19 protein-coding genes are annotated in these 19,465 nt (G+C 36.5%); 9 read left to right on the top strand and 10 right to left on the bottom strand.

Translation table 11 applies throughout. From position 1 onward, the window contains the following. Positions 1–8 precede the first annotated feature (8 nt). From AWW83_RS04450 to efp, 7 genes are all read right to left on the bottom strand, one after another. Positions 9–1,613, bottom strand: a complete 1,605-nt coding sequence (locus tag AWW83_RS04450) for a capsule assembly Wzi family protein (protein WP_092349096.1) — start codon at positions 1,611–1,613, stop codon at positions 9–11. After that, positions 1,610–2,338, bottom strand: coding sequence for a glycosyltransferase (locus AWW83_RS04445; RefSeq protein WP_092349093.1), 729 nt, complete (start codon positions 2,336–2,338; stop codon positions 1,610–1,612). The genes AWW83_RS04450 and AWW83_RS04445 overlap by 4 nt, the downstream gene beginning before the upstream one ends. Positions 2,339–2,429: 91 nt before the next feature. Further along, entirely contained in the window at positions 2,430–3,773 is a 1,344-nt protein-coding gene (gcvPA, locus tag AWW83_RS04440) for an aminomethyl-transferring glycine dehydrogenase subunit GcvPA (protein WP_092349090.1), read from the bottom strand. Positions 3,774–3,802: 29 nt separating this feature from the next. Further along, entirely contained in the window at positions 3,803–4,186 is a 384-nt protein-coding gene (gcvH, locus tag AWW83_RS04435; RefSeq protein ID WP_092349087.1) for a glycine cleavage system protein GcvH, read from the bottom strand. A 21-nt stretch (positions 4,187–4,207) separates the two neighbouring features. Then, entirely contained in the window at positions 4,208–5,560 is a 1,353-nt protein-coding gene (gene accC / locus AWW83_RS04430; protein ID WP_092349084.1) for an acetyl-CoA carboxylase biotin carboxylase subunit, read from the bottom strand. Positions 5,561–5,579: 19 nt separating this feature from the next. Continuing rightward, positions 5,580–6,140, bottom strand: coding sequence for an acetyl-CoA carboxylase biotin carboxyl carrier protein (gene accB, locus AWW83_RS04425; protein ID WP_092349081.1), 561 nt, complete (start codon positions 6,138–6,140; stop codon positions 5,580–5,582). Positions 6,141–6,155: 15 nt separating this feature from the next. Then, the gene (gene efp / locus AWW83_RS04420; RefSeq protein WP_092349078.1) at positions 6,156–6,716 is read right to left on the bottom strand and encodes an elongation factor P; all 561 of its coding nucleotides are present in this window, start codon (positions 6,714–6,716) and stop codon (positions 6,156–6,158) included. Between the two features lie 192 nt (positions 6,717–6,908). Here efp and AWW83_RS04415 point away from each other — a divergent pair, with 192 nt between their 5' ends. Beyond that, positions 6,909–10,067 (top strand): GAF domain-containing protein, encoded by a 3,159-nt coding sequence (locus AWW83_RS04415; RefSeq protein WP_092349075.1) that lies wholly within the window; start codon positions 6,909–6,911, stop codon positions 10,065–10,067. Here AWW83_RS04415 and AWW83_RS04410 read toward each other — a convergent pair. Both AWW83_RS04410 and prmA read right to left on the bottom strand, forming a co-directional pair. Beyond that, on the bottom strand, positions 10,039–10,965 hold the full coding sequence (locus AWW83_RS04410) for a Ppx/GppA phosphatase family protein (protein ID WP_092349072.1): 927 nt from the start codon (positions 10,963–10,965) through the stop codon (positions 10,039–10,041). The two genes, AWW83_RS04415 and AWW83_RS04410, sit on opposite strands and share 29 nt — an antisense overlap. A gap of 17 nt (positions 10,966–10,982) precedes the next feature. Beyond that, complete coding sequence (prmA, locus tag AWW83_RS04405; RefSeq protein ID WP_092349069.1) at positions 10,983–11,831, bottom strand: 50S ribosomal protein L11 methyltransferase; 849 nt, start codon at positions 11,829–11,831, stop codon at positions 10,983–10,985. Between the two features lie 165 nt (positions 11,832–11,996). On the opposite strand from prmA, the gene AWW83_RS04400 reads away from it, so the two are divergent. The 5 genes from AWW83_RS04400 to AWW83_RS04380 are packed head-to-tail and all read left to right on the top strand — an operon-like array spanning position 11,997 to position 16,572. Then, positions 11,997–12,662 (top strand): sigma-70 family RNA polymerase sigma factor, encoded by a 666-nt coding sequence (locus AWW83_RS04400; protein WP_092349143.1) that lies wholly within the window; start codon positions 11,997–11,999, stop codon positions 12,660–12,662. Positions 12,663–12,684: 22 nt separating this feature from the next. Continuing rightward, complete coding sequence (locus AWW83_RS04395; RefSeq protein ID WP_092349066.1) at positions 12,685–13,503, top strand: anti-sigma factor family protein; 819 nt, start codon at positions 12,685–12,687, stop codon at positions 13,501–13,503. A 4-nt stretch (positions 13,504–13,507) separates the two neighbouring features. Beyond that, positions 13,508–14,062 carry a TlpA family protein disulfide reductase gene (locus tag AWW83_RS04390; protein ID WP_092349063.1) on the top strand — a complete coding sequence of 185 codons (555 nt, stop codon included), beginning with the start codon at positions 13,508–13,510 and terminating at the stop codon, positions 14,060–14,062. Between the two features lie 16 nt (positions 14,063–14,078). Beyond that, positions 14,079–14,525 (top strand): universal stress protein, encoded by a 447-nt coding sequence (locus AWW83_RS04385; RefSeq protein ID WP_092349060.1) that lies wholly within the window; start codon positions 14,079–14,081, stop codon positions 14,523–14,525. A gap of 31 nt (positions 14,526–14,556) precedes the next feature. After that, positions 14,557–16,572 carry a heterodisulfide reductase-related iron-sulfur binding cluster gene (locus tag AWW83_RS04380; RefSeq protein WP_092349056.1) on the top strand — a complete coding sequence of 672 codons (2,016 nt, stop codon included), beginning with the start codon at positions 14,557–14,559 and terminating at the stop codon, positions 16,570–16,572. 35 nt (positions 16,573–16,607) lie between these two features. On the opposite strand, the gene AWW83_RS04375 is transcribed toward AWW83_RS04380, so the two are convergent. Next, complete coding sequence (locus AWW83_RS04375; protein ID WP_092349053.1) at positions 16,608–17,366, bottom strand: DUF3881 family protein; 759 nt, start codon at positions 17,364–17,366, stop codon at positions 16,608–16,610. Positions 17,367–17,618: 252 nt separating this feature from the next. On the opposite strand from AWW83_RS04375, the gene AWW83_RS04370 reads away from it, so the two are divergent. The 3 genes from AWW83_RS04370 to AWW83_RS04360 are packed head-to-tail and all read left to right on the top strand — an operon-like array spanning position 17,619 to position 19,460. Beyond that, positions 17,619–18,752, top strand: coding sequence for a 2-oxoacid:acceptor oxidoreductase subunit alpha (locus tag AWW83_RS04370; RefSeq protein ID WP_092349140.1), 1,134 nt, complete (start codon positions 17,619–17,621; stop codon positions 18,750–18,752). Between the two features lie 15 nt (positions 18,753–18,767). Further along, the gene (locus AWW83_RS04365; protein WP_092349050.1) at positions 18,768–19,070 is read left to right on the top strand and encodes a hypothetical protein; all 303 of its coding nucleotides are present in this window, start codon (positions 18,768–18,770) and stop codon (positions 19,068–19,070) included. A 21-nt stretch (positions 19,071–19,091) separates the two neighbouring features. After that, positions 19,092–19,460, top strand: a complete 369-nt coding sequence (locus AWW83_RS04360; protein ID WP_092349048.1) for a hypothetical protein — start codon at positions 19,092–19,094, stop codon at positions 19,458–19,460. Positions 19,461–19,465 lie beyond the last annotated feature (5 nt).

Below are 19,465 nucleotides of genomic sequence, written 5' to 3'. Positions count from 1 at the left end.
CTGCCTCCTTAGTAATCTATTTTTAGTTTGAGATAAGTTAAAAATTTTTTCTCATAAATTCCAACACCGAAGCCAAGCATAAAATCTTTTCTTATCTCCAAAAGTAAATCAACTCCATACCTGAACTTTTTCTCAACTACTCCATCAAGGAACTTAACTTTTTCAGCGTCCCATGTGCGATGACCAAGGTTAAAATCTCCACCTACATTTATTGTATCGCCTCCAACCACGGGATTTTTCCCGTGCCTTATCCTTTCAGCAAAGATACTCAAAGTTGCTCTTTTTGATAAAAGATAAATAATTTTTGCGAAAAAATCATCTGAATTCGGTCCAATCTCGTGTCCGATTAAAAATCCGTTGTGAGTGTAACTGTTCTCATTGAACCTGTGAGAATAAACATACGGCTCAATCCTTGTGTATTCAAAGATAAAATCTGCATCCCTCACAAAATTAGCAAAATAAAGCCCAACTTGATATCCAAGTTCATTCCCATACCAACCTGTGCCAATTAACGGAAAATTTATATCGTCAATTAAAATCGTCCCATAAATTTGAAAGTTTCTAAAAAGATTTGCTTTGAAATCAAAGCCAAGCAAAGCATTATCTCTGTCTTGAAGCGAATGTTCAGCGGACTTGTAAAAGTTAATCGGATTTAAATACGCAAGTTCGGGGAAACGCTTTGTGTAAATAACTCCTTCCCACACACCAAAATAAAACTTATTCCAGAAATTAAAACTCAACCTGTGCGTTGCAAGATATTTTGAATTCACAAATGGAACATTTCCAGAAACCGTATCTTGCAAAAAAAACTTCGTCCCAAGAAGCCACGAATGAACGAAGTCATAAGACACGCCTTTATATTTGAACCTAATTTTCAAAAAGTCAAAAACTGGCGATGTCATTGAGACAAATAATTTTCCAGAAAATCCATATCCCTGTGTTATGGTTTCTCTGCCAATTTGAAAACTTAAATGCTTCGTTTGATATTTTATGTAAGCATCTGTGAAATCAAAATTAACAGAACCTTGTTCATTGAATTTATAATTTTGCTTCAATCTCAAATCTTCAAGTGCAAGTTCTTTGCTTCCGAATGATTGCCCATCCGTTGATTGAAGATAAAAGCCGAGTTTCCCATCATAAGTCCCACGCAATCGTCCGCCTATTTCAACAAGATGAACATTTGAAGTCCGTGAAAATCTTGATTCAATGTTAAAAAGTGCATCAACGAAAAAAGAAATGTTCGTGTCTCTGTAAGTGTAAAGATATTTCGCTCTGTCGGAAAAAATGCCATCTTTAAATTTTAATCCATCTTTCAAAATTGATGTCTCAAAAAATTTTTCACGCCCAAGTTCGTTTTCAAACTCAATCATCAAAAGTTCAAGGTATCCAAGTTCTCTCTCTGTCAATTTTTCTTTTTGAGAATAAATTTCAATGAGAAAATTTGCAACTTCATTTCTTGACAAAGGCAAAGACCCATCGTCAAAATTTTTGATTATCCCTCTTACTTCCATTCGCTTCAAAAAATCATAAACCCTGTGCGACACAGGAACATTTTCAACCTGCGAAAAAACTTGCATCGTGATGATTAAAAAGAGAATGAAAAATTTTCTCATCTTACAGCGTTCCAAACTTTTGAAATTGACTTTTTGCGAAAGATAATTGAAACAGAATTTAAAAACCACAATGTAAGTGTCTTAATGTAGCCATACTTTCGGTATCTTCTTGGGGATTCGTAAATCTTCAAGCCGTGAACATTTATTATTTTCCCCAACCGACGAATTCGCATATAAAATTCAAAGTCCTCGCCAGCGGGGAGATTTTCATTGTATCCGCCTGCTTTGAAAAAAATTTCCCTTTTAACTACATGACACTCACCTCTTCCCATTCCAAGACCGATAACATTTAGCATCGCAAAAAATTTATTTAAAAAGATGTGAAAAACTTTATCTTTGAACAATTCTTCTTCTGGATAGACGAAAACATCAAAAGCAAGTGCAACAACCATTGGCATCTTCATAAGGTTATCAACAAGTTTAAAAAAAGTATCAACATCGTTTATCCTTGCGTCTGCGTTTAAGAAAACAAGAATTTCACCGTTGGAATTTAAAGCCCCGATGTTTCTTCCTTTTGCGATCGTTTGCTTTTCAAAGTTCTCATTCAAAATAATTTTGTCAGCGAATTTTTTCGCAATCTCAATTGTCAAATCAGTGCTTCCCCCATCACTTATGATAACTTCAATATCATATTTTCTTTTAAATTCATCTGTAAAGATTTTTTCAGCCCAGCAAAGTGTTGCTTCTTCATTCAAAGTCGGAATTATCACCGTGAACCTACGCATTTCGGGTGCTTATTTATTTGTTAAAATTTCCCCCTTTATAAAAAAATTAGGGGCGTAAAACACGCCCCTCTTAAAATTTAGAACCTCAAAATCAACCCTTGACAAGATTTCTCAATTCATCAACAAACAAATCCATCTCTTTCTTCGTCCTTTTCTCCGTCACAGCAATAAGCAAACCATCACCATAACCATCAAACTTTGAAAGGTCAATCCCAGGCAAAATTTTTTTCGCTTGCAATTTCTCCTTTATCTTTGAGACAGGCATTGGGGTTTGAACGACAAATTCCTTGAAGAATGGTTGATTATACTTTAATTTGAAACCTTCAATTTTTGAAATTTCCTCTGCAAGATAATGACTTTTTTGAAGGCAAAGATTTGCAACCTCTCTTAAACCTTGCTTCCCCATCAAAGCCATATAAACGGTCGCTGCAAGCATCATCAGACCTTGATTTGTGCAAATGTTTGATGTCGCTTTTTCTCTTCTTATGTGTTGTTCTCTTGTTTGAAGCGTAAGTGTAAAACCACGCTCGCCGTCTCTGTCAATTGTCACTCCAGAAAGTCGCCCCGGGATTTTTCTTATCAAAAATTCCTTCACTGCAAAAATTCCAAGATACGGACCTCCGAAACTTAACGGAATTCCCAACGGTTGTCCTTCACCGACGACCACATCAGCCCCATATTCACCCGGCGGGATCAAAAGCCCAAGTGAAATCGGATCAATTGCAACTATGAACAAAGCCCCAACTTTATGAGCAACTTTTTCAATCTCAAACACATCTTCAATGTTTCCGAAAAAGTTCGCCTGTTGAACGATAACGCACGCTGTTTTTTCATTAACTTTTGATTTCAAATCCTCAATATCACAAACCCCTGAATCAAACTTTGTTAATTTAACTTCCGCTTTCCTCGGATGAGTGTATGTGCGAACAACGGTCAAATAATTCGGATTAACAGGACCTGCAATCACAACTTCATTTCTTCCAGTGTGTCCAATCGCAAGCAAAACTGCTTCTGCAAGAGCACTCCCACCATCATACATTGATGCATTTGCAACATCCATCCCAGTTAATCTGCAAATCATCGTTTGATACTCATAAATTGACTGCAAAGTCCCCTGACTTACTTCCGCTTGATAAGGAGTGTAAGCGGTGTAAAATTCTGACCTGCTTATTATCGTGAAAACAGCCGAAGGGACAAAATGATCATAAGCACCACCACCAAGAAACGAAATAGCGTGGTTTAAATCAAGATTTTTTTCCGAAATTGATTGAAGTTCTTTTAAAACTTCATACTCCGAAAGTGGTTCTGGAAGTTTCAAATCCTCTTTTAATCTTATCTCTGGCGGGATATCAGAGATTAATTCTTCAAATGAGGAGACGCCAATTGCTTTGAGCATCTCCCGTCTGTCTTCATCAGTGTTTGGAACGAAACCCATTTTTGATGTGCTCCTTAAATTTTAAAGTTTCACTTTCCGATTAACTTCCTGTAATCCTCCGCAGAAAGAAGATTGTTAAGTTCGTTCAAATCTTTAATTTTAATTTTGATGATCCAGCCCTCGCCATATGGGTCTTTGTTTATCAAGTCAGGTGAATCCTTCAACTTTTCATTTACCTCAATAACTTCACCAGAAACAGGAGAAAAAAGATCGGAAACTGCTTTCACCGCTTCAATTGTCCCGAACGATTCAAGTTGCTTTACAACTTTTCCAACCTGTGGAAGTTCAACATAAACGATGTCCCCAAGCTCGCTTTGAGCATAGTCCGTTATCCCGACAACTCCGATAGAGTTGTCTTCAACTCTTATCCATTCATGTTCTTTTGTGTACTTTAAATTTTCCGGGAATTGCATATTTTTTCTCCTTTTTAGGTTTTAATCATTCATATTGAATCTATTATCAACAAACTTTGTGTCGTAATCAACGCCACTTCTGAATTCTGGAGAGTTCAAAAGTTTAATGTGAAATGGTATAGTCGTATGAATGCCTTCAATTACAAATTCTTCAAGCGCTCTTAACATCCGAGCTATTGCTTCGTCTCTCGTTCTTGCGTGAACTATAAGCTTTGCAATTAACGAATCATAATACGGCGGGACAACATAATCTTGATAAATGTGCGAATCAACTCTAACGCCATAACCACCGGGGAAATGCAAAGCAGTTATCTTCCCGGGCGATGGTCTGAAACCTTTGAATGGATCTTCTGCGTTAATTCTGCACTCAATCGCATGACCGTTTGGCTTCAATTGTTTTTGTTTAATCCCAAGCTTTTCACCCGCTGCAATTCTAATCTGTTCCCTGACTATGTCAATTCCATAAACCATTTCCGTCACAGGATGTTCAACTTGTATTCTTGTGTTCATTTCCATAAAGTAAAAATTCCCATTCTTATCAACTAAAAACTCAATTGTCCCAGCGCTTCTATACTTTACACTTTTTGCCCCTTTAACAGCAGCTTGCCCCATTGCTTCACGAAGTTCCGGAGTGACAATCGGGGATGGCGATTCTTCTATGAGTTTCTGATGTCTTCTTTGAATTGAGCAATCTCTTTCGCCAAGATGAATCACATTTCCGTGTTCATCGGCGAGAATTTGAATCTCAACATGTCTTGGTTTTTCAATAAATTTTTCAATGTAAAGAGCTGGATTTCCAAAAGCTGCTTCTGCTTCCGCACGTGCTGTTTGCCAAGCGTTTTCAAGTTCAGCATCGCTCATCACCATTCTCATTCCTTTTCCACCACCGCCAGCTGCTGCCTTCAACATCACGGGAAAACCAATTTCATTTGCAATTTCTCTCGCTTCTTCAAGCGTCTCAACAACTCCATCGCTTCCCGGGATGACCGGAACACCTGCTTTTCTCATTGTTTCCTTTGCCAATGCTTTATCTCCCATAGCTTCAATGGCATCTGGCGTTGGACCTATAAACTTTATCCCCGACGATTCGCAAATTTCGGCAAACATCGCATTTTCGGAAAGAAATCCATAACCCGGATGGATTGCTTCCGCATTTGTTATCTCCGCTGCTGCAATTATTCTCGGAATGTTAAGATAACTTTCCTTGCTTGGACCAGGACCTATGCAAACAGCTTCATCAGCAAATCTTACATGAAGAGAATATCTATCTGCTTCGGAATAAACCGCAACCGTTTTTATGCCAAGCTCCTTACAAGTTCTTATGATTCTTAATGCGATCTCACCTCTATTAGCAATGAGAATTTTTTTAAACAATTCCAACCCGAATTTTTTATTAATCCAGAAGTTCAATCAAGAAAAGTGGCTGTCCATATTCAACAGGTTGAGCGTTTTCAACAAGAATTTTCGCAACTCTTCCGTGAACATCAGATTCAATCTCATTCATAAGTTTCATCGCTTCAACTATGCAAAGAACTGTGCCTGGGAAAACTTCATCACCAACTTTAACATACGGCTCTGCATCCGGAGCTGGCGCACGGTAAAATGTCCCAACGATTGGAGATTTTATCTCGTGATATTTTTTGCCTGTTTCAACAGCAGGAGTTTCAACTGTCTCTTTGGGTTTTTCCTCTTTGACTTCAACTGGAGCAGTTTGCTGAATAGTCTGAGGCATCTGGAAAACAGGAACAGATGGCTGAGCAAGTCCAGATGGCGGGTAAATTGGAAATGGTATCGGAATATAATTCGGTAATGAATTCATCCCTGAATTAGTTGCAACCTCAACTTTGCGATTCTTGCTTATCCTCAATCTTGAACCTTCAATTTCTATCTCAACCTCTTCAACACCGCTTTCATCAACCGCCTTAATTAACTCTTTGATGTAATTTAAATCCATTTTCCTCCCTCTTTTTTATTTTACTCTTTCAACATATTCACCTGTTCTCGTGTCAACCTTTATCTTTTCTCCTTGCTCAATAAACAACGGAACATTGATTATAGCACCCGTTTCAAGTTTTGCTGGCTTCATAACATTTGTAACTGTATCACCCTTTATCCCGGGCTCGGTCTCAACAACTTCAAGTTCAACAAATGTTGGAAGCTGTATCCCAAGAATTTGATCTCCATCAAACAAAATATCAACCGTCTCATTTTCCTTCATAAACAAAGCATTATCACCAACAAGATCAGACGGCACATGAATCTGGTCAAATGTCTCAAGGTCCATAAAAACAAAATCATCCCCATCTTTGTATAAAAATTGAAACTTCCTAAAATCAAGTCGGACAATTTCAATTTCTTCGCCCGAATCAAATGTCTCTTCAAGTATTCTTCCCGTTTTAACATCTTTAAGTTTAACTCTCACAAAAGCTCCGCCACGACCTCTTTTTACATGCTGAAAATCAATGATGGTATAAACTTTACCATTGTATCTTATGTTCAATCCATTTCTAATGTCAGCTGTTGTCGGCATCAGGGTTCTTGATTTTGTTTCAGATTTGCTTTGAAAATATAAACAAAACACCCGATAAAAGCAAACAACCTGATGTGATTTGACATTGTCAATTATAAGCGTTATATTTTGTTTGGTAATCATATTTTAACTCGTTCATTCCCGAATAGCTGTGGGAAAGGGCAAAGGTTATAAAAAGAATTATCGGAAAATATGAGCGGAAAAACGATCGCAAGTTTGATAACACTTTCAATGATTTTCATTACCGCTGGTTTAATTTACCTAAATGAGCACGCTGTCATCCGAAACTTTGATGCCTATGTCAAGGATAAAATTGAAGTCATCACATCAAGTTTATCCCACGAGATAAACGCTCACCTGACGCAGGGTGAAATTGAAAAAGTTATTGAATTTACACGAAGCTATGGAAAATTCCCCGATGTAAAGTTAATAGCCATATTTGACAGCGCTGGAAAACTGCTTTGTTTAATAGGTGACTCAAATGAGATCCCAAATGGGGAAATAGCCACATACAAATCCGAAATGTTAAGATACATACCCGAGAAAAGAATCTATGAAAAAGTTAAGCCCGTTTATTCTCAAAATGGAAAAATTGGCACAGTTTTCCTGAAAATTGAAGCAGTCCCATACCTTGAAAAAATTGGGACTACGAATTTATTCATCTTCACAGCAATTGCAATTTTGGTAGCTCTGGGTTTCGTCGTAATGCTAACCGCATTCAATCGCAGAGTTTTAAAGCCAATCTCAAATGTTTCTGGATTGATGCAGGATATTGGGCGTGGAATTTACAATGTTCAACTTGAAGTCCCAAGGTCATCCGAAATTTACGAGTTTGCGGAAAACTTCAACCAAATGGTGAAACTCCTTGACGAAAAAGAAAGACGACTTGAAAGACAGAAATCACAATTTAAAACCATATACGAAATCTCTCGGCTTGGTCTTGAGATAAAATCAATTGACGAATTCTTTAAAAATGTTGTCTCATTGATAAGAAACGAATTCAAATTTTTAAATGTGCTTTATTTCTCCGTTGATCAATCCAAAAAATTGAGATTGACAGCAGTTTCAGGTTATCTTGAAGATTATCTTGATGAAACTTACACACTTGAAGCTGGCTATGGGATTGCGGGTTCAGCTATTTTGCTTGGTGATGTAGTTGTGATAAACGATGTATCAAAAAGTCCTCAATTTATCCCACTTTATGATGCGCCAATCGCCTCGGAAATAGCAATTCCAATCAGAAAGAAAGGGAAAATAGTCGGAGTCCTTGATATAAGCTCTGAAAAAACAAATGCGTTTACATCCGAAGATGTCAGAATTTTCAAAACGATAGCCGAAACAATAGCTGTCATCCTTGAAAAGTTTGATTCAACGATGGAAAACATAAAACTTCTCTTCAAACTTGAAACAGTTTACAAACTAACACGAGACCTTGTCCTTGAAAGAGATGTTGATAAAATTTTTGAAAACGCTGTTAAGTTAATTTATTCTGTTCTCGGAAAGAAAGACCTCGTCGTTGAAATTTACGAAAGAGTTGGTGATTTGCTCGTAATGAGAGGAATTTATGGCACATTAAAAGAATCTCTACCTTACGAATACGCACAATCAATAAACGACGGATTAATTGGCAAAGCAATTCGTGAAAGAAAACTTATCTACATCCCCGATCTTATCCTTGAACCAGAATCAAAAAGATACTACAAAACAACTGCATCGGAAGTCGTAATTCCGCTAATCGTGAAAAATGAAATCATTGGCGCAATAAATTGTGAATCCGAAACTATCAACGCTTTTGACAATGTTGATTTGCTTGTCCTTCAAACGATCGGGGACACTCTTTCAATAGCAATTCAAAATGCCCGAATGTATCATCAGATTTTTGAATCAGAAAGCAAGTATAGAGCCATATTTGAAAATTCAAGCGAAGCAATTTTCAGAATTGATGAGAGCGGAAAATTTGCGGATATAAATCCAGCATTTGAAAAAATTTTTAACTTTAATCTCAACGACAATGTTAATTTTTACGATTTGTTTGTTTCGCCCGATGTTGCCGAAAAATTCAAAAAAGAGATTCAGTCAAAAGGACAGGTCAAAGGATTTGACGCACAATTGAAAAATAAATCTGGAAATGTTCTAAATGTTCAAATCTCGCTTAAAAAATCAAGCGTAAAATCATACTACGATGGTATCATAGTTGATCTGACAGAGTATTTGAAAATACTTGACAAAGTTCACGAAGCGGATAAACTTCGTGGGCTTGCACAAATCGCCGGGGGTATGGCTCATGAATTCAACAATGTATTCGCCGGAATACTTGGCTCAGCACAACTTATAAAATCAAAAGTCCCAAAGGATGAAAGAATTCACTACTGGGCTGATATAATTGAAAGAGCAACGATAAGAGGTGCTGAACTCGTCAAGAAACTCATCGGATACGCAAGGGGTGGAAAATTTAGAATATCAAACCTGAATCTAAACGAATTGATAATAGATGCTCTCAAAAAAATTCAAACGGCTGAGGGAATTTCAATCAAAACAGAATTTAACCCAGGGATTCCAGACATTGCCGGTGATCGTGAACAAATTTTACAAGTTTTGTATGACATTATCTTAAACGGAATTGAAGCGATGGAAAAAGGCGGAACGCTAACTATAAAAACAGAATTCGGTTGGTATAGCCAAAACATTGTTGATGATCCAGAATTTAAACCCGGCGAATATGTTAAAGTTTCAATTTCCGATACTGGAACTGGAATGAGCGAAGAAACAATGAAAAGAATTTTTGAGCCATTTTTCACAACTAAAAGATCCCTTGGCAAAAGCGGACTTGGGCTTTCAATGGCTTACGGCGTTATCAAAAATCACAACGGATTTATCAAAGTTTCAAGCTCATTTGGCAAAGGTTCAACTTTTGAATTATTTCTTCCAGTTGAACGGAAAAAAGAAGAAATTATTGAACCAGCTGAACCCGCAAAAACAAAACTTAAAATTTTGATAATTGACGATGAAGAATTTCTCCGCATGCTCCTTGCCGATTTATTACACGAACTCGGACACGATGTAATCCAAGCAGGCGATGGAGTTGAAGGAATAAAAATTTACAAAGAGAAAAAAGATGAGATTGACCTCGTCATTCTTGATGTGATAATGCCACTTATGGATGGCTTTGAAACATTTAAAGAGCTTAAATATCTTAACAAAGATGTCAAAGTTATCTTCACATCTGGATTTTCACCAGATAAAAAGGTTCAAGATTTAATGTCAGAAGAGAAAAATGTTCGCTATGTCCAGAAGCCGTATCAGGTTGAAGAATTGGAAAAAACTATAAAAAGTTTGTTTGCAGAAGGTTAAATATAACTCCGTATCTTACGCCTCTATCACTTGCAATTATGCTGTTGAAATTAAACTTTCTCATAAATTCAAGCAAAATTAAAACTCCAGCAAAAATTACATCTTCTCTCCCTTTTGAAATTTGCGGTATTTTTCTTATTTCAGCAACGCTTAAATTTCTAAATGTCTTATAAATTTCCTCAATCGTTTCAATCCCCATAACATAGCCATTCACTCTTTCCCCGTTGTAAGTTTCAAGTTTCAAAGAGTATGACGCAATTGTTGTAACCGTTGCAGCAACCCCGACAAGAGTTGAACCCTCAAACTCAAAATTTTTAACTTTTTCAAATTCATTCTGAATGTAAAATTTTGCATTATTAATTTCCTCATCAAGCGGTGGAGAATGTTTCAGAAATTTTTCGGTAATTCGCACAGTCCCAATGTTAAGCGAAATAAATTTTTTTATCTCAAATCCCAAGCCAAGTATCACCTCCGTGCTTCCACCACCGATGTCAATTACGCTTATCTTTTGGTTCAAAAATTTTTCATCAAGACCGCTTACAGCCCCAAGATATGTAAGTTTTGCCTCTTCTTCACCCGAGATAACTTTAATTTCAATCCCCGTTTTCTCTTTGATGAAATTTAAAAAGTCATCTCTGTTTTTAGCATCTCTTAAGGCACTTGTCCCGATCGCAAAAATCTTTTCAACTCCAAATTTTTCGGAAATTTTTTTAAACTCAATCAAAGCATTCAAAACTTTATCAAACGCTTCTTTTTGAATTAAACCACTTGCTTCAACATTTTTTCCAAGCCGTGCTATAATCTGCGAATTGTGAAGTGGAATTATTTTTCCATCTTTAACATCGGCGATCAAAAGAAGCAATGTGTTCGTGCCAATGTCAATTGAAGCAACTTTCATAGACAAAAAATTTTACTTTACAATTTTGAAACTATCGCAACCCATTCATTTTCTTTCAACACATCAATTATTTCAAAATCATACGCCACAAGATATTCTTCAATTGTTCCCTGCTCAACATCAAGGAATCCAGATGTGATCAAAAAACCACCCTTTTTCAGCCTGTTTTGAAACTCTTTCATCATCCCAATTATTGCGTTCTTATTTATGTTCGCAAAAATAAAATCAAAATCTTTCTCCTTTACACTTTCAATTGAGCCAAGGATAATTTTAAACTTATCTTCAACGCCGTTTATCTTCGCATTTTCAAGCGCATTTTCATAAGCCCATTCGTCATTGTCAACACCAATTGCAAATTCCGCACCAAGTTTAATTGACGCAATTGCAAGAACTCCCGAACCAGTTCCGACATCAAGAACTTTACACTTTGGATAAAGATATTTTTCAATTGCCCTTAACATTAATCTCGTCGTCTCGTGATGACCTGTTCCAAAAGCCATCTTTGGATCAATTTCAATAACTATTTTTCTTGCTCCTTTGTATTCCTTCCAGCTTGGTTTTATGACAAATTTTTCGCCAACTTCAATCGGCTCAATAGATTCTTCCCAGATTTTATTCCAGTTTTCTTCGTGAAATTCCTTTATTGAAACTTCAACTTTTTGATCCCCAACTTCCAGATTTTTGACAAAATCCAGAAAATTTTCGCCTTTGCCCGAATCCCATTCATCTTTTTTAAAATAGCATTTCAACGCTTCTTCTGTTTCCCAAAACCCACTTGCTCCCAATTCCGACGCAAACGCAATCACAAGCTCACGTTTCTCCTCGGATATTTTCACCTCAACCTCAACCCAGAGTTTCTCCGTCATTGGCTTTAAATTTTTGTTGCCAAACTTAATTCAGCGATAAATATAATAACTTTATCTCAAAAAATTTGCGTCTAACTTTCAAACGAAGGCAAATCCCCTTTGCTATTGATAATGAAGCCAAAATTTATTATAATTAAACAAGCAAAAACAACCAAGTTTCAATTTATGAAGCTAAAAGACAAAATAGAGAAGTTGATCAAAAAGGAAAAGCGGGATAAAAAGTTAACAGATGAAGAATTGCAAAAGCGACAGAGGGAGTTTGAGAAAGAGGCACTCCCACATATGCTCCTTCTCTACAACTATGCGTATCGTATGACTGGAAATGAAGAAGATGCAAAAGACCTCGTTCAAGAGACATATCTTAAAGCGTTTAGATTTTGGGATCAATACGAGCCAGGAACAAACATACGGGCGTGGTTGTTTAAGATAATGAAAAATTCATACATCAATAAGTATCGTAAAGCGACAAAAGAACCAGGAAAAGTTGATTACGATGAAGTTCAAAATTTTTATGAGACGGTGCGTGATGAATCTTTTGAGTCATCAGATTTACAGGAACATATTTTTGAAAATATATTTGAAGATGAAATAATAGAAGCGCTTGGTAAATTGCCTGATGAATTTAGAACCGTAGTTATACTTGCAGACATTGAAGGATTAAGTTATGAAGAAATTGCGGACTTTCTTGATATTCCAATTGGAACTGTAAGGTCAAGATTGCACAGAGGAAGGAAAATGTTAAGAAAACAACTTTATGAGTTTGCAAAAAGAAAGGGCTACATCAAAGGTAGCCCAGAAGATTACGAGATAGATGAGCCAGATAAAGATTAAAAATTAAAATGTGGTGCTTGCCATGGATTGTAGAGAGACAAGGGAATTTATGAGTGCCCTTGTTGATAATCAAATTGATGACGAAACAAAAAGGAAAGTTGAAGAGCACATCTGGAGATGCGCAACTTGCAGAAACGAATTTGAGCTTGAAAAGAAGACAAAACAGATAATCAAATCAAACATTAAACTCCTGCCAGTCCCGAATGAACTTGTCACAACGATACTCACACAAATAAAACTTCTTCAAAATGGTTATAACCCACATTTAAGAGCAATTGAAGGAACGAGCACAAAACCATGGTTTGAGTTTGCATTTACATTTGGAATAGTTGTTGTAGTTTTAACACTTGCGATTTTATTAACTTCAATTTATGAGAACAAAATGGCACAAAAAGAGCTCGTTGCAAGGGAAGTATCTGGACTTATCAATTACTTTGATTCCGTTGCAAAAGGAATGGCAAAGCCAGAGATTTTATCTGGTGATTTTAACTATCTTCAAAATCAACTTATCCTTAAATCTTCCTTCCAACCAATCGTCCCACATATACCTGAATTTAAACTTGTTGGCGCCTCAATTAACACAGGACATTCCCCGGGAGATGCACAATGTGTTAATTTGCTTTATCAAAAGGATGACAAAATAATTTTATTTCATCAAGCTCCATTGCATCGTGCTTCAATGCATGAAGATGTAAAGAAAAGAATTTTAAAAGGCGAATGGATATACGATACAATTGAAGATGAATCATTTGCAATATGGGGGACAAAAGAACTCATTTGCTGTGTAGTTTCAAATTTATCAAGAGACGAACTTGAAAGAGTTTTAAAACAAAGCTGGTGAGTTTATGAAAAAAGTTTTATTGCTTCTTTTGAGTTTTTTCATTCTTTCGTGCTCAAACAAAGAAAAACAGCAACCCGCAGTCCAACAACCCAATCAAAACCCCGCTCAGGTCTTCACACTTGTTAAAATTGAAAAATCAAACAAGTCAGAACTTGCTCCCAACTTCTCGTGGCAAACATCAAACGGCGAAGTAAATTTTTATGAAATGATAAAAGATAAAGTGGTCCTTGTAAATTTCTGGGCTACATGGTGTGGTCCATGTGTAAAGGAGATTCCAGATTTGATAAAAATTAAAGAAGAATTGAACGGAAAAAATTTTGAAATAATTGGCGTCTCCATTGATAGGTCAATTTCTCCTGTTGTTGAGTTTGCTAAAAATGTCGGAATAAATTATGTTTTACTACACGATCCCGAAGCAAAACTTCTTGACGCATTCGGCGGTAGCGTCGGGATTCCAACGACATATTTGATTGACAAAAATGGTAAGATCGCAAATAAGTATGTCGGTGCAAGGACAAAAGAATTTTTCATAAACGATATTCAAAAACTCCTCAAATAAAAACGGGGCTTTAACAATGAGAATAAAGAGAATTCTCCTTCCCACCGATTTATCCGAAGCGTCAATCTCTGCTTTTAAATATGCGAAATCGCTTGCTGAAAAATACGGCGCTTCAATTTATGTCCTTCACATACTTGAAAATCTCCCGCCCGTGCTTGCAATTCACGCATTGGATTTGACCGTTGATCGGGTTGAAAAAAATATGGAAGAAAACGCAAGGAATCAACTTGAAAGAATTGTGAAAGAAAACTTGAAAACCAAAGCAAAAATTCAAATTTTCATAAGAAAGGGACTCGTTGATGATGAGATCGTGAAATTTGCCGATGAGAAAAAAATTGATTTGATAGTTATGGGGACACACGGAAGAACTGGAATTGAATACACACTCCTTGGAAGTATTGCCGAAAAGGTCGTCCGCAAAGCAAAATGCCCTGTCTTAACAGTTAAACCTGAGAAAAAGTAAAAAGAACGCAAAACAAACATCTGGGCTAAAAATGCTAATTCAAAATTTGATTTTTCTCATCATCTTCGCACTTTCAATCGCCGTTTTTTTGTTTAACGCAAGAAGGTTATACACATATCTTAAAATTGGGAAACCAGAAAACAGATTTGATCAACCTTTTGAAAGATTTAAAAGGGTTTTAACGATCGCTTTCGGACAGAAAAAACTTTTGAGGGAATTTGTCGCTGGATGGATGCATTTTTTCATCTTTTGGGGATTTGTTATTCTATTAACAGCGATCACGGATGCAATCCTTGAGGGACTTTTCAACACGAATCTTTCAATAATCGGAAGTTTTTACAGGTATATTTCTTTCTTTCAGGATTTGATGGGGGTTCTTGTGATTTTATCGGTTCTTGTCGCACTTTACAGAAGATATATTCAAAGACCGAAGCGACTTCAAGTTGAAAAATCATCACAACTTGATGCGACTTTCATTCTTTTGATGATTTTCTTTATCATGATAACGATGTTTGGAACTTACGCAACTCAAATTAACCTTGATCAGGCAAAATTTTACGATTTAAGGTTTGCAACTTTAAAATTTGCAAAAATTCTTGACACATTTGGCTGGGACGCACAAGAGATTCTTCATTCGGTTTTTTGGTGGCTTCACATTTTGCTTGTGCTTGGATTTTTGAATTATTTGCCGTTTTCAAAACATCTTCACATTTTGACATCAATTCCAAATGTTTATTTTAGTTCTTTAAAACCAAAGGGAAGATTAAACCCGATAAGTTTTGAAAACATTGAAAATGTTGAGCGATTCGGAGTTCTTGATGTTGAAGATTTGACATGGAAACAAATTTTTGATGGATACACATGCACTGAATGCGGTAGATGCACCTCTGCTTGTCCAGCAAACTTAACTGGAAAACCACTTTCACCACGTGAAATAATTATAAGCATAAGAAAGAGAACGATGGAAAAAGCGCCATCAATTTTAAATCTTGCGCCGAAAACGGATGAAATTGAAAGTAAAACGCTTGTTTTTAACTATATAACCGAAGATGAACTCTGGGCTTGCACAACCTGTATGGCTTGCGTTCAAGAATGTCCTGTTATGATTGAACATGTTCAAACAATTGTTGATATGAGAAGATATCTTGTTTTAACGGAGTCAAAGTTTCCGAGCGAACTTTCAACAACATTTAGAAATCTTGAAAATAACTTCACACCGTGGGCATTTAGCCATTCAACACGTGGAGAATGGGCACAAGGACTTGATATAAAAACACTTGCTGAAGATAACTCGGTTGAATATCTTCTTTGGGTTGGATGTGCTGGCTCATTTGACGCAAGATATAGAAAAGTTGCAATTGCAGTTGCAAAACTTTTAAAACTTGCTGGAGTAAGTTTTGGAATCCTCGGAAATGAAGAAAAATGCACAGGTGATCCAGCAAGAAGAGCTGGAAATGAATATCTTGCACAAATGTTAATTCAAGAAAACATTCAAACATTTTCAAAATATAATGTCAGAAAAATAATCACAATTTGCCCGCACTGTTTCAACACATTGAAAAATGAATATCCCGACTTCGGCGGACATTATGAAGTTTATCATCATGTTGAATTTCTTGAAAAATTGTTAATTGAGGGAAGATTGAAAATCACGAAACAAATTGATAAGAAAGTCACTTACCACGACTCCTGCTATCTTGGAAGATACAACGATATTTACGACGCCCCAAGAGATATACTTGCCTCAATCAAGGGGATAAAACTTGAAGAAATGAAAAGGTCAAGAGATCGTGGACTTTGCTGTGGTGCTGGTGGTGCGAGAATGTTTATGGAAGAAAAAATTGGTAAAAGAATTAACATTGAGCGAACAGAAGAAGCTTTGAGCTTGAATCCAGATGTAATCGCATCAGCGTGCCCGTTCTGTATGACGATGTTGACAGATGGAGTTAAAATGAAAGACGCAGTTGATAAAGTTGAAGTAAAAGATATAGCCGAAATTTTGCTTGAAGCTGTTGAATTTGAACAAACCCAAGGTGGGATAGTTTAAAGTAAAGAAGCGGGGCTTTAAAAGCCCCGCCTTTTTCATTTCGGGGTAACCTCTCCTTGAAGCCACACTGTTGCAAATAAACGCTTGCCAACTTCTGGTTCACCTTCAAGGTCTGCCGGATTTACCAAAACTTCAAGCTTAAACGGGCTCGTATCAACATAAAGCCAGTAAACTTCTTCACCTGTCCACTCATTTTTTATCTTCTTGACATCAAGAATATCGCCGAGCAAACCATAGACAACAGGCGGAATATTCTCCATCGCTTGAATTTGCGCAGTTTGCACAAAGAAATTCGCCATAGTTGAACCTTCCTCCATATCCTCAGTTTGTATCAATCTACGAGCCGGGAGTATCTCGCCATTGTATGCGAGTCCAACCGGAACGATTTCGTATTTTTCAGCCATCGGCGGAAGAAACGAAGCACATTGAACGAAATTTGAAATGTAAAGTTCAACAGGCGTACCAGTTTCCTCATCAATCCCATAAAGATAAAATTTCCATTCATCTTCAACATCCTGATAAAGTTCACAATCTTTTAAAACGACAGCGTGTTCTTTTGAGCCATAAAAACAGGGTGAAACATCAACTATCTCCCACCCTTCGCCGGTATGCGCAAGATTTACATTGAAGACGATCCCGTGACCTGCATTCAAAGTATAACCAGCAAGCTGAACTTTCTGAAACACACCGAAAGAATCGCTGAATTCCTTATCGCCAATCGTATTCTCAACAAGTTCAACAAGGTCTTTTTGTGTCTCAACTTTGAAACCAACTGAAGAAAAAATTGAACCCATAGCAATAAACCAATTTAAATTTTTAATGCCTTTATCACAAGGAAGGAAACGCACCAGCAAGAAGCAACCTTGCATTACCTTCCTTTAGACAAATATAAGAAAAAATTTTTTAAATGCAACTTCTCAAAATTTTTGTCTTTGTTTGGCAGTGATAAAAATTTAAATCCGACGCAAAATCCATACAACGCATTTTTATTTTCAAATTTAAAATGATAATTTTAACTGATGGAAAACAAAAGCGAAAACTTGAAAATGATAGAATTTCTTGATGGAAATGAAGCAATTGTAAGAGGCGCAATTGATGCCGGTTGCAAATTTTTCGCAGGATATCCAATCACGCCAGCGACCCCAATTTTACTTGGAATGATGCAGGAATTGCCAAAAGTTGGTGGATTTGCAATCCAAGCAGAGGATGAAATAGCTTCAATTGGATTTTGCATTGGCGCTTCAATGGCTGGGAAAAAAGCAATGACCGCAACAAGTGGTCCAGGAATCTCGCTTTACAGCGAAAATATCGGACTTGCAATTATGGGAGAAACACCGCTTGTCATAGTTGATGTTCAACGTCAAGGTCCTGCAACTGGTTCAGCGACAAAAGATGGACAAGGCGATATTCAATTTATAAGATGGGGAACATCTGGCGGTTATCCCATAATTGCAATTTCACCAACCACAGTTGAAGAGTGCTACACATTTACAATTTATGCTTTTAATCTTGCCGAAATTTTCAGAGTTCCTGTCTTCTTAGTTTCAAGTAAGGAACTTTCAATGACACGCCAGCGAATTGACTGGTCAAAGGTTGAAAAACCTGAGATAATTAACAGAAAATATCTACCCGAAAACGCAAGCGAATATAAACCTTATTACTTTGAAAAAATTGACGATATACCTTTATTTTCACCATTTGGTGGCGAACATATCGTAAGATACACAACATCAACGCATGATGAATATGGTAATTTACTCACAACACCAGAAAAAATTCAGATAATGATGGAACACCTTGATAAAAAAATAAGTGAAGAAAAAGTAAAAAAATTTTTCCCGCACGCTGTTAAATTTGATCCACAGGATGGAGCAGAAACTCTTGTAATTTCATACGGGATAACCGCAAGAAGCACAATTGAAGCAGTTGAACTTGCACGAAGTCAAGGTGTTAAGGTTTCAAACTTGATTATCAATCTTTTATGGCCTGTCCCTGAAAATGAAATTAAAAAAGCAACTCAAAACATACGCAGAATAATTTTCCCTGAAATGAACAACGGTCAGTATGTGCTTGAAATTGAGAGAATTGTTGATAAATCAAAAATTGAAATTGTGCGAATAAACCAAATGGATACAACGCTTATCAATCCGAAAAAAATTCTAAGTGAAATTTTAAAATAATTCAGGAGTTGGAAGATGGCAACGATAGAAGAACTTGAACAAAGAGTCGCAAAAATTGAAATGTTCATCTACGAAGTCATAAGAGAAAAGTTTAACGATATTGACAGAAAGTTTGATAACATTGATAAAAAATTTGATGAGATTGACAAAAGATTGATAAGTTTATACGAAAAAACCGAAAGAGATAAAACGGAAATGATTGAAAGAATTGAGTCGGTTCGTGTTAATCTAATAAAGTGGATGGTTGGATTGTTCGTTGCGTTTTCAACTCTGCTCATAACAGCAATGTGGGCAATTTTAAACTTTGCTATGAAATAAAAATAATTCAGGAGTTGGAAGATGGCAACGATAGAAGAACTTGAACAAAGAGTCGCAAAAATTGAAATGTTCATCTACGAAGTCATAAGAGAAAAGTTTAACGATATTGACAGAAAGTTTGATAACATTGATAAAAAATTTGATGAGATTGACAAAAGATTGATAAGTTTATACGAAAAAACCGAAAGAGATAAAACGGAAATGATTGAAAGAATTGAGTCGGTAAGAACGGACATGATAAATAGAATTGAGTCGGTTCGGACGGAGATGATAGACAGGATTGAGTCGGTTCGTGTTAATCTAATAAAGTGGATGGTTGGATTATTTGTTGCGTTTTCAACTTTGCTCATAACAGCAATGTGGGCAATTTTAAACTTTGCTCTGAAATAAAAACA

It is taken from the genome of Candidatus Chryseopegocella kryptomonas (assembly GCF_001536065.1).
GTDB lineage: Bacteria > Bacteroidota > Ignavibacteria > Kryptoniales > Kryptoniaceae > Kryptonium > Kryptonium kryptomonas.
This window is presented reverse-complemented; position numbering and strand designations above follow the sequence as displayed.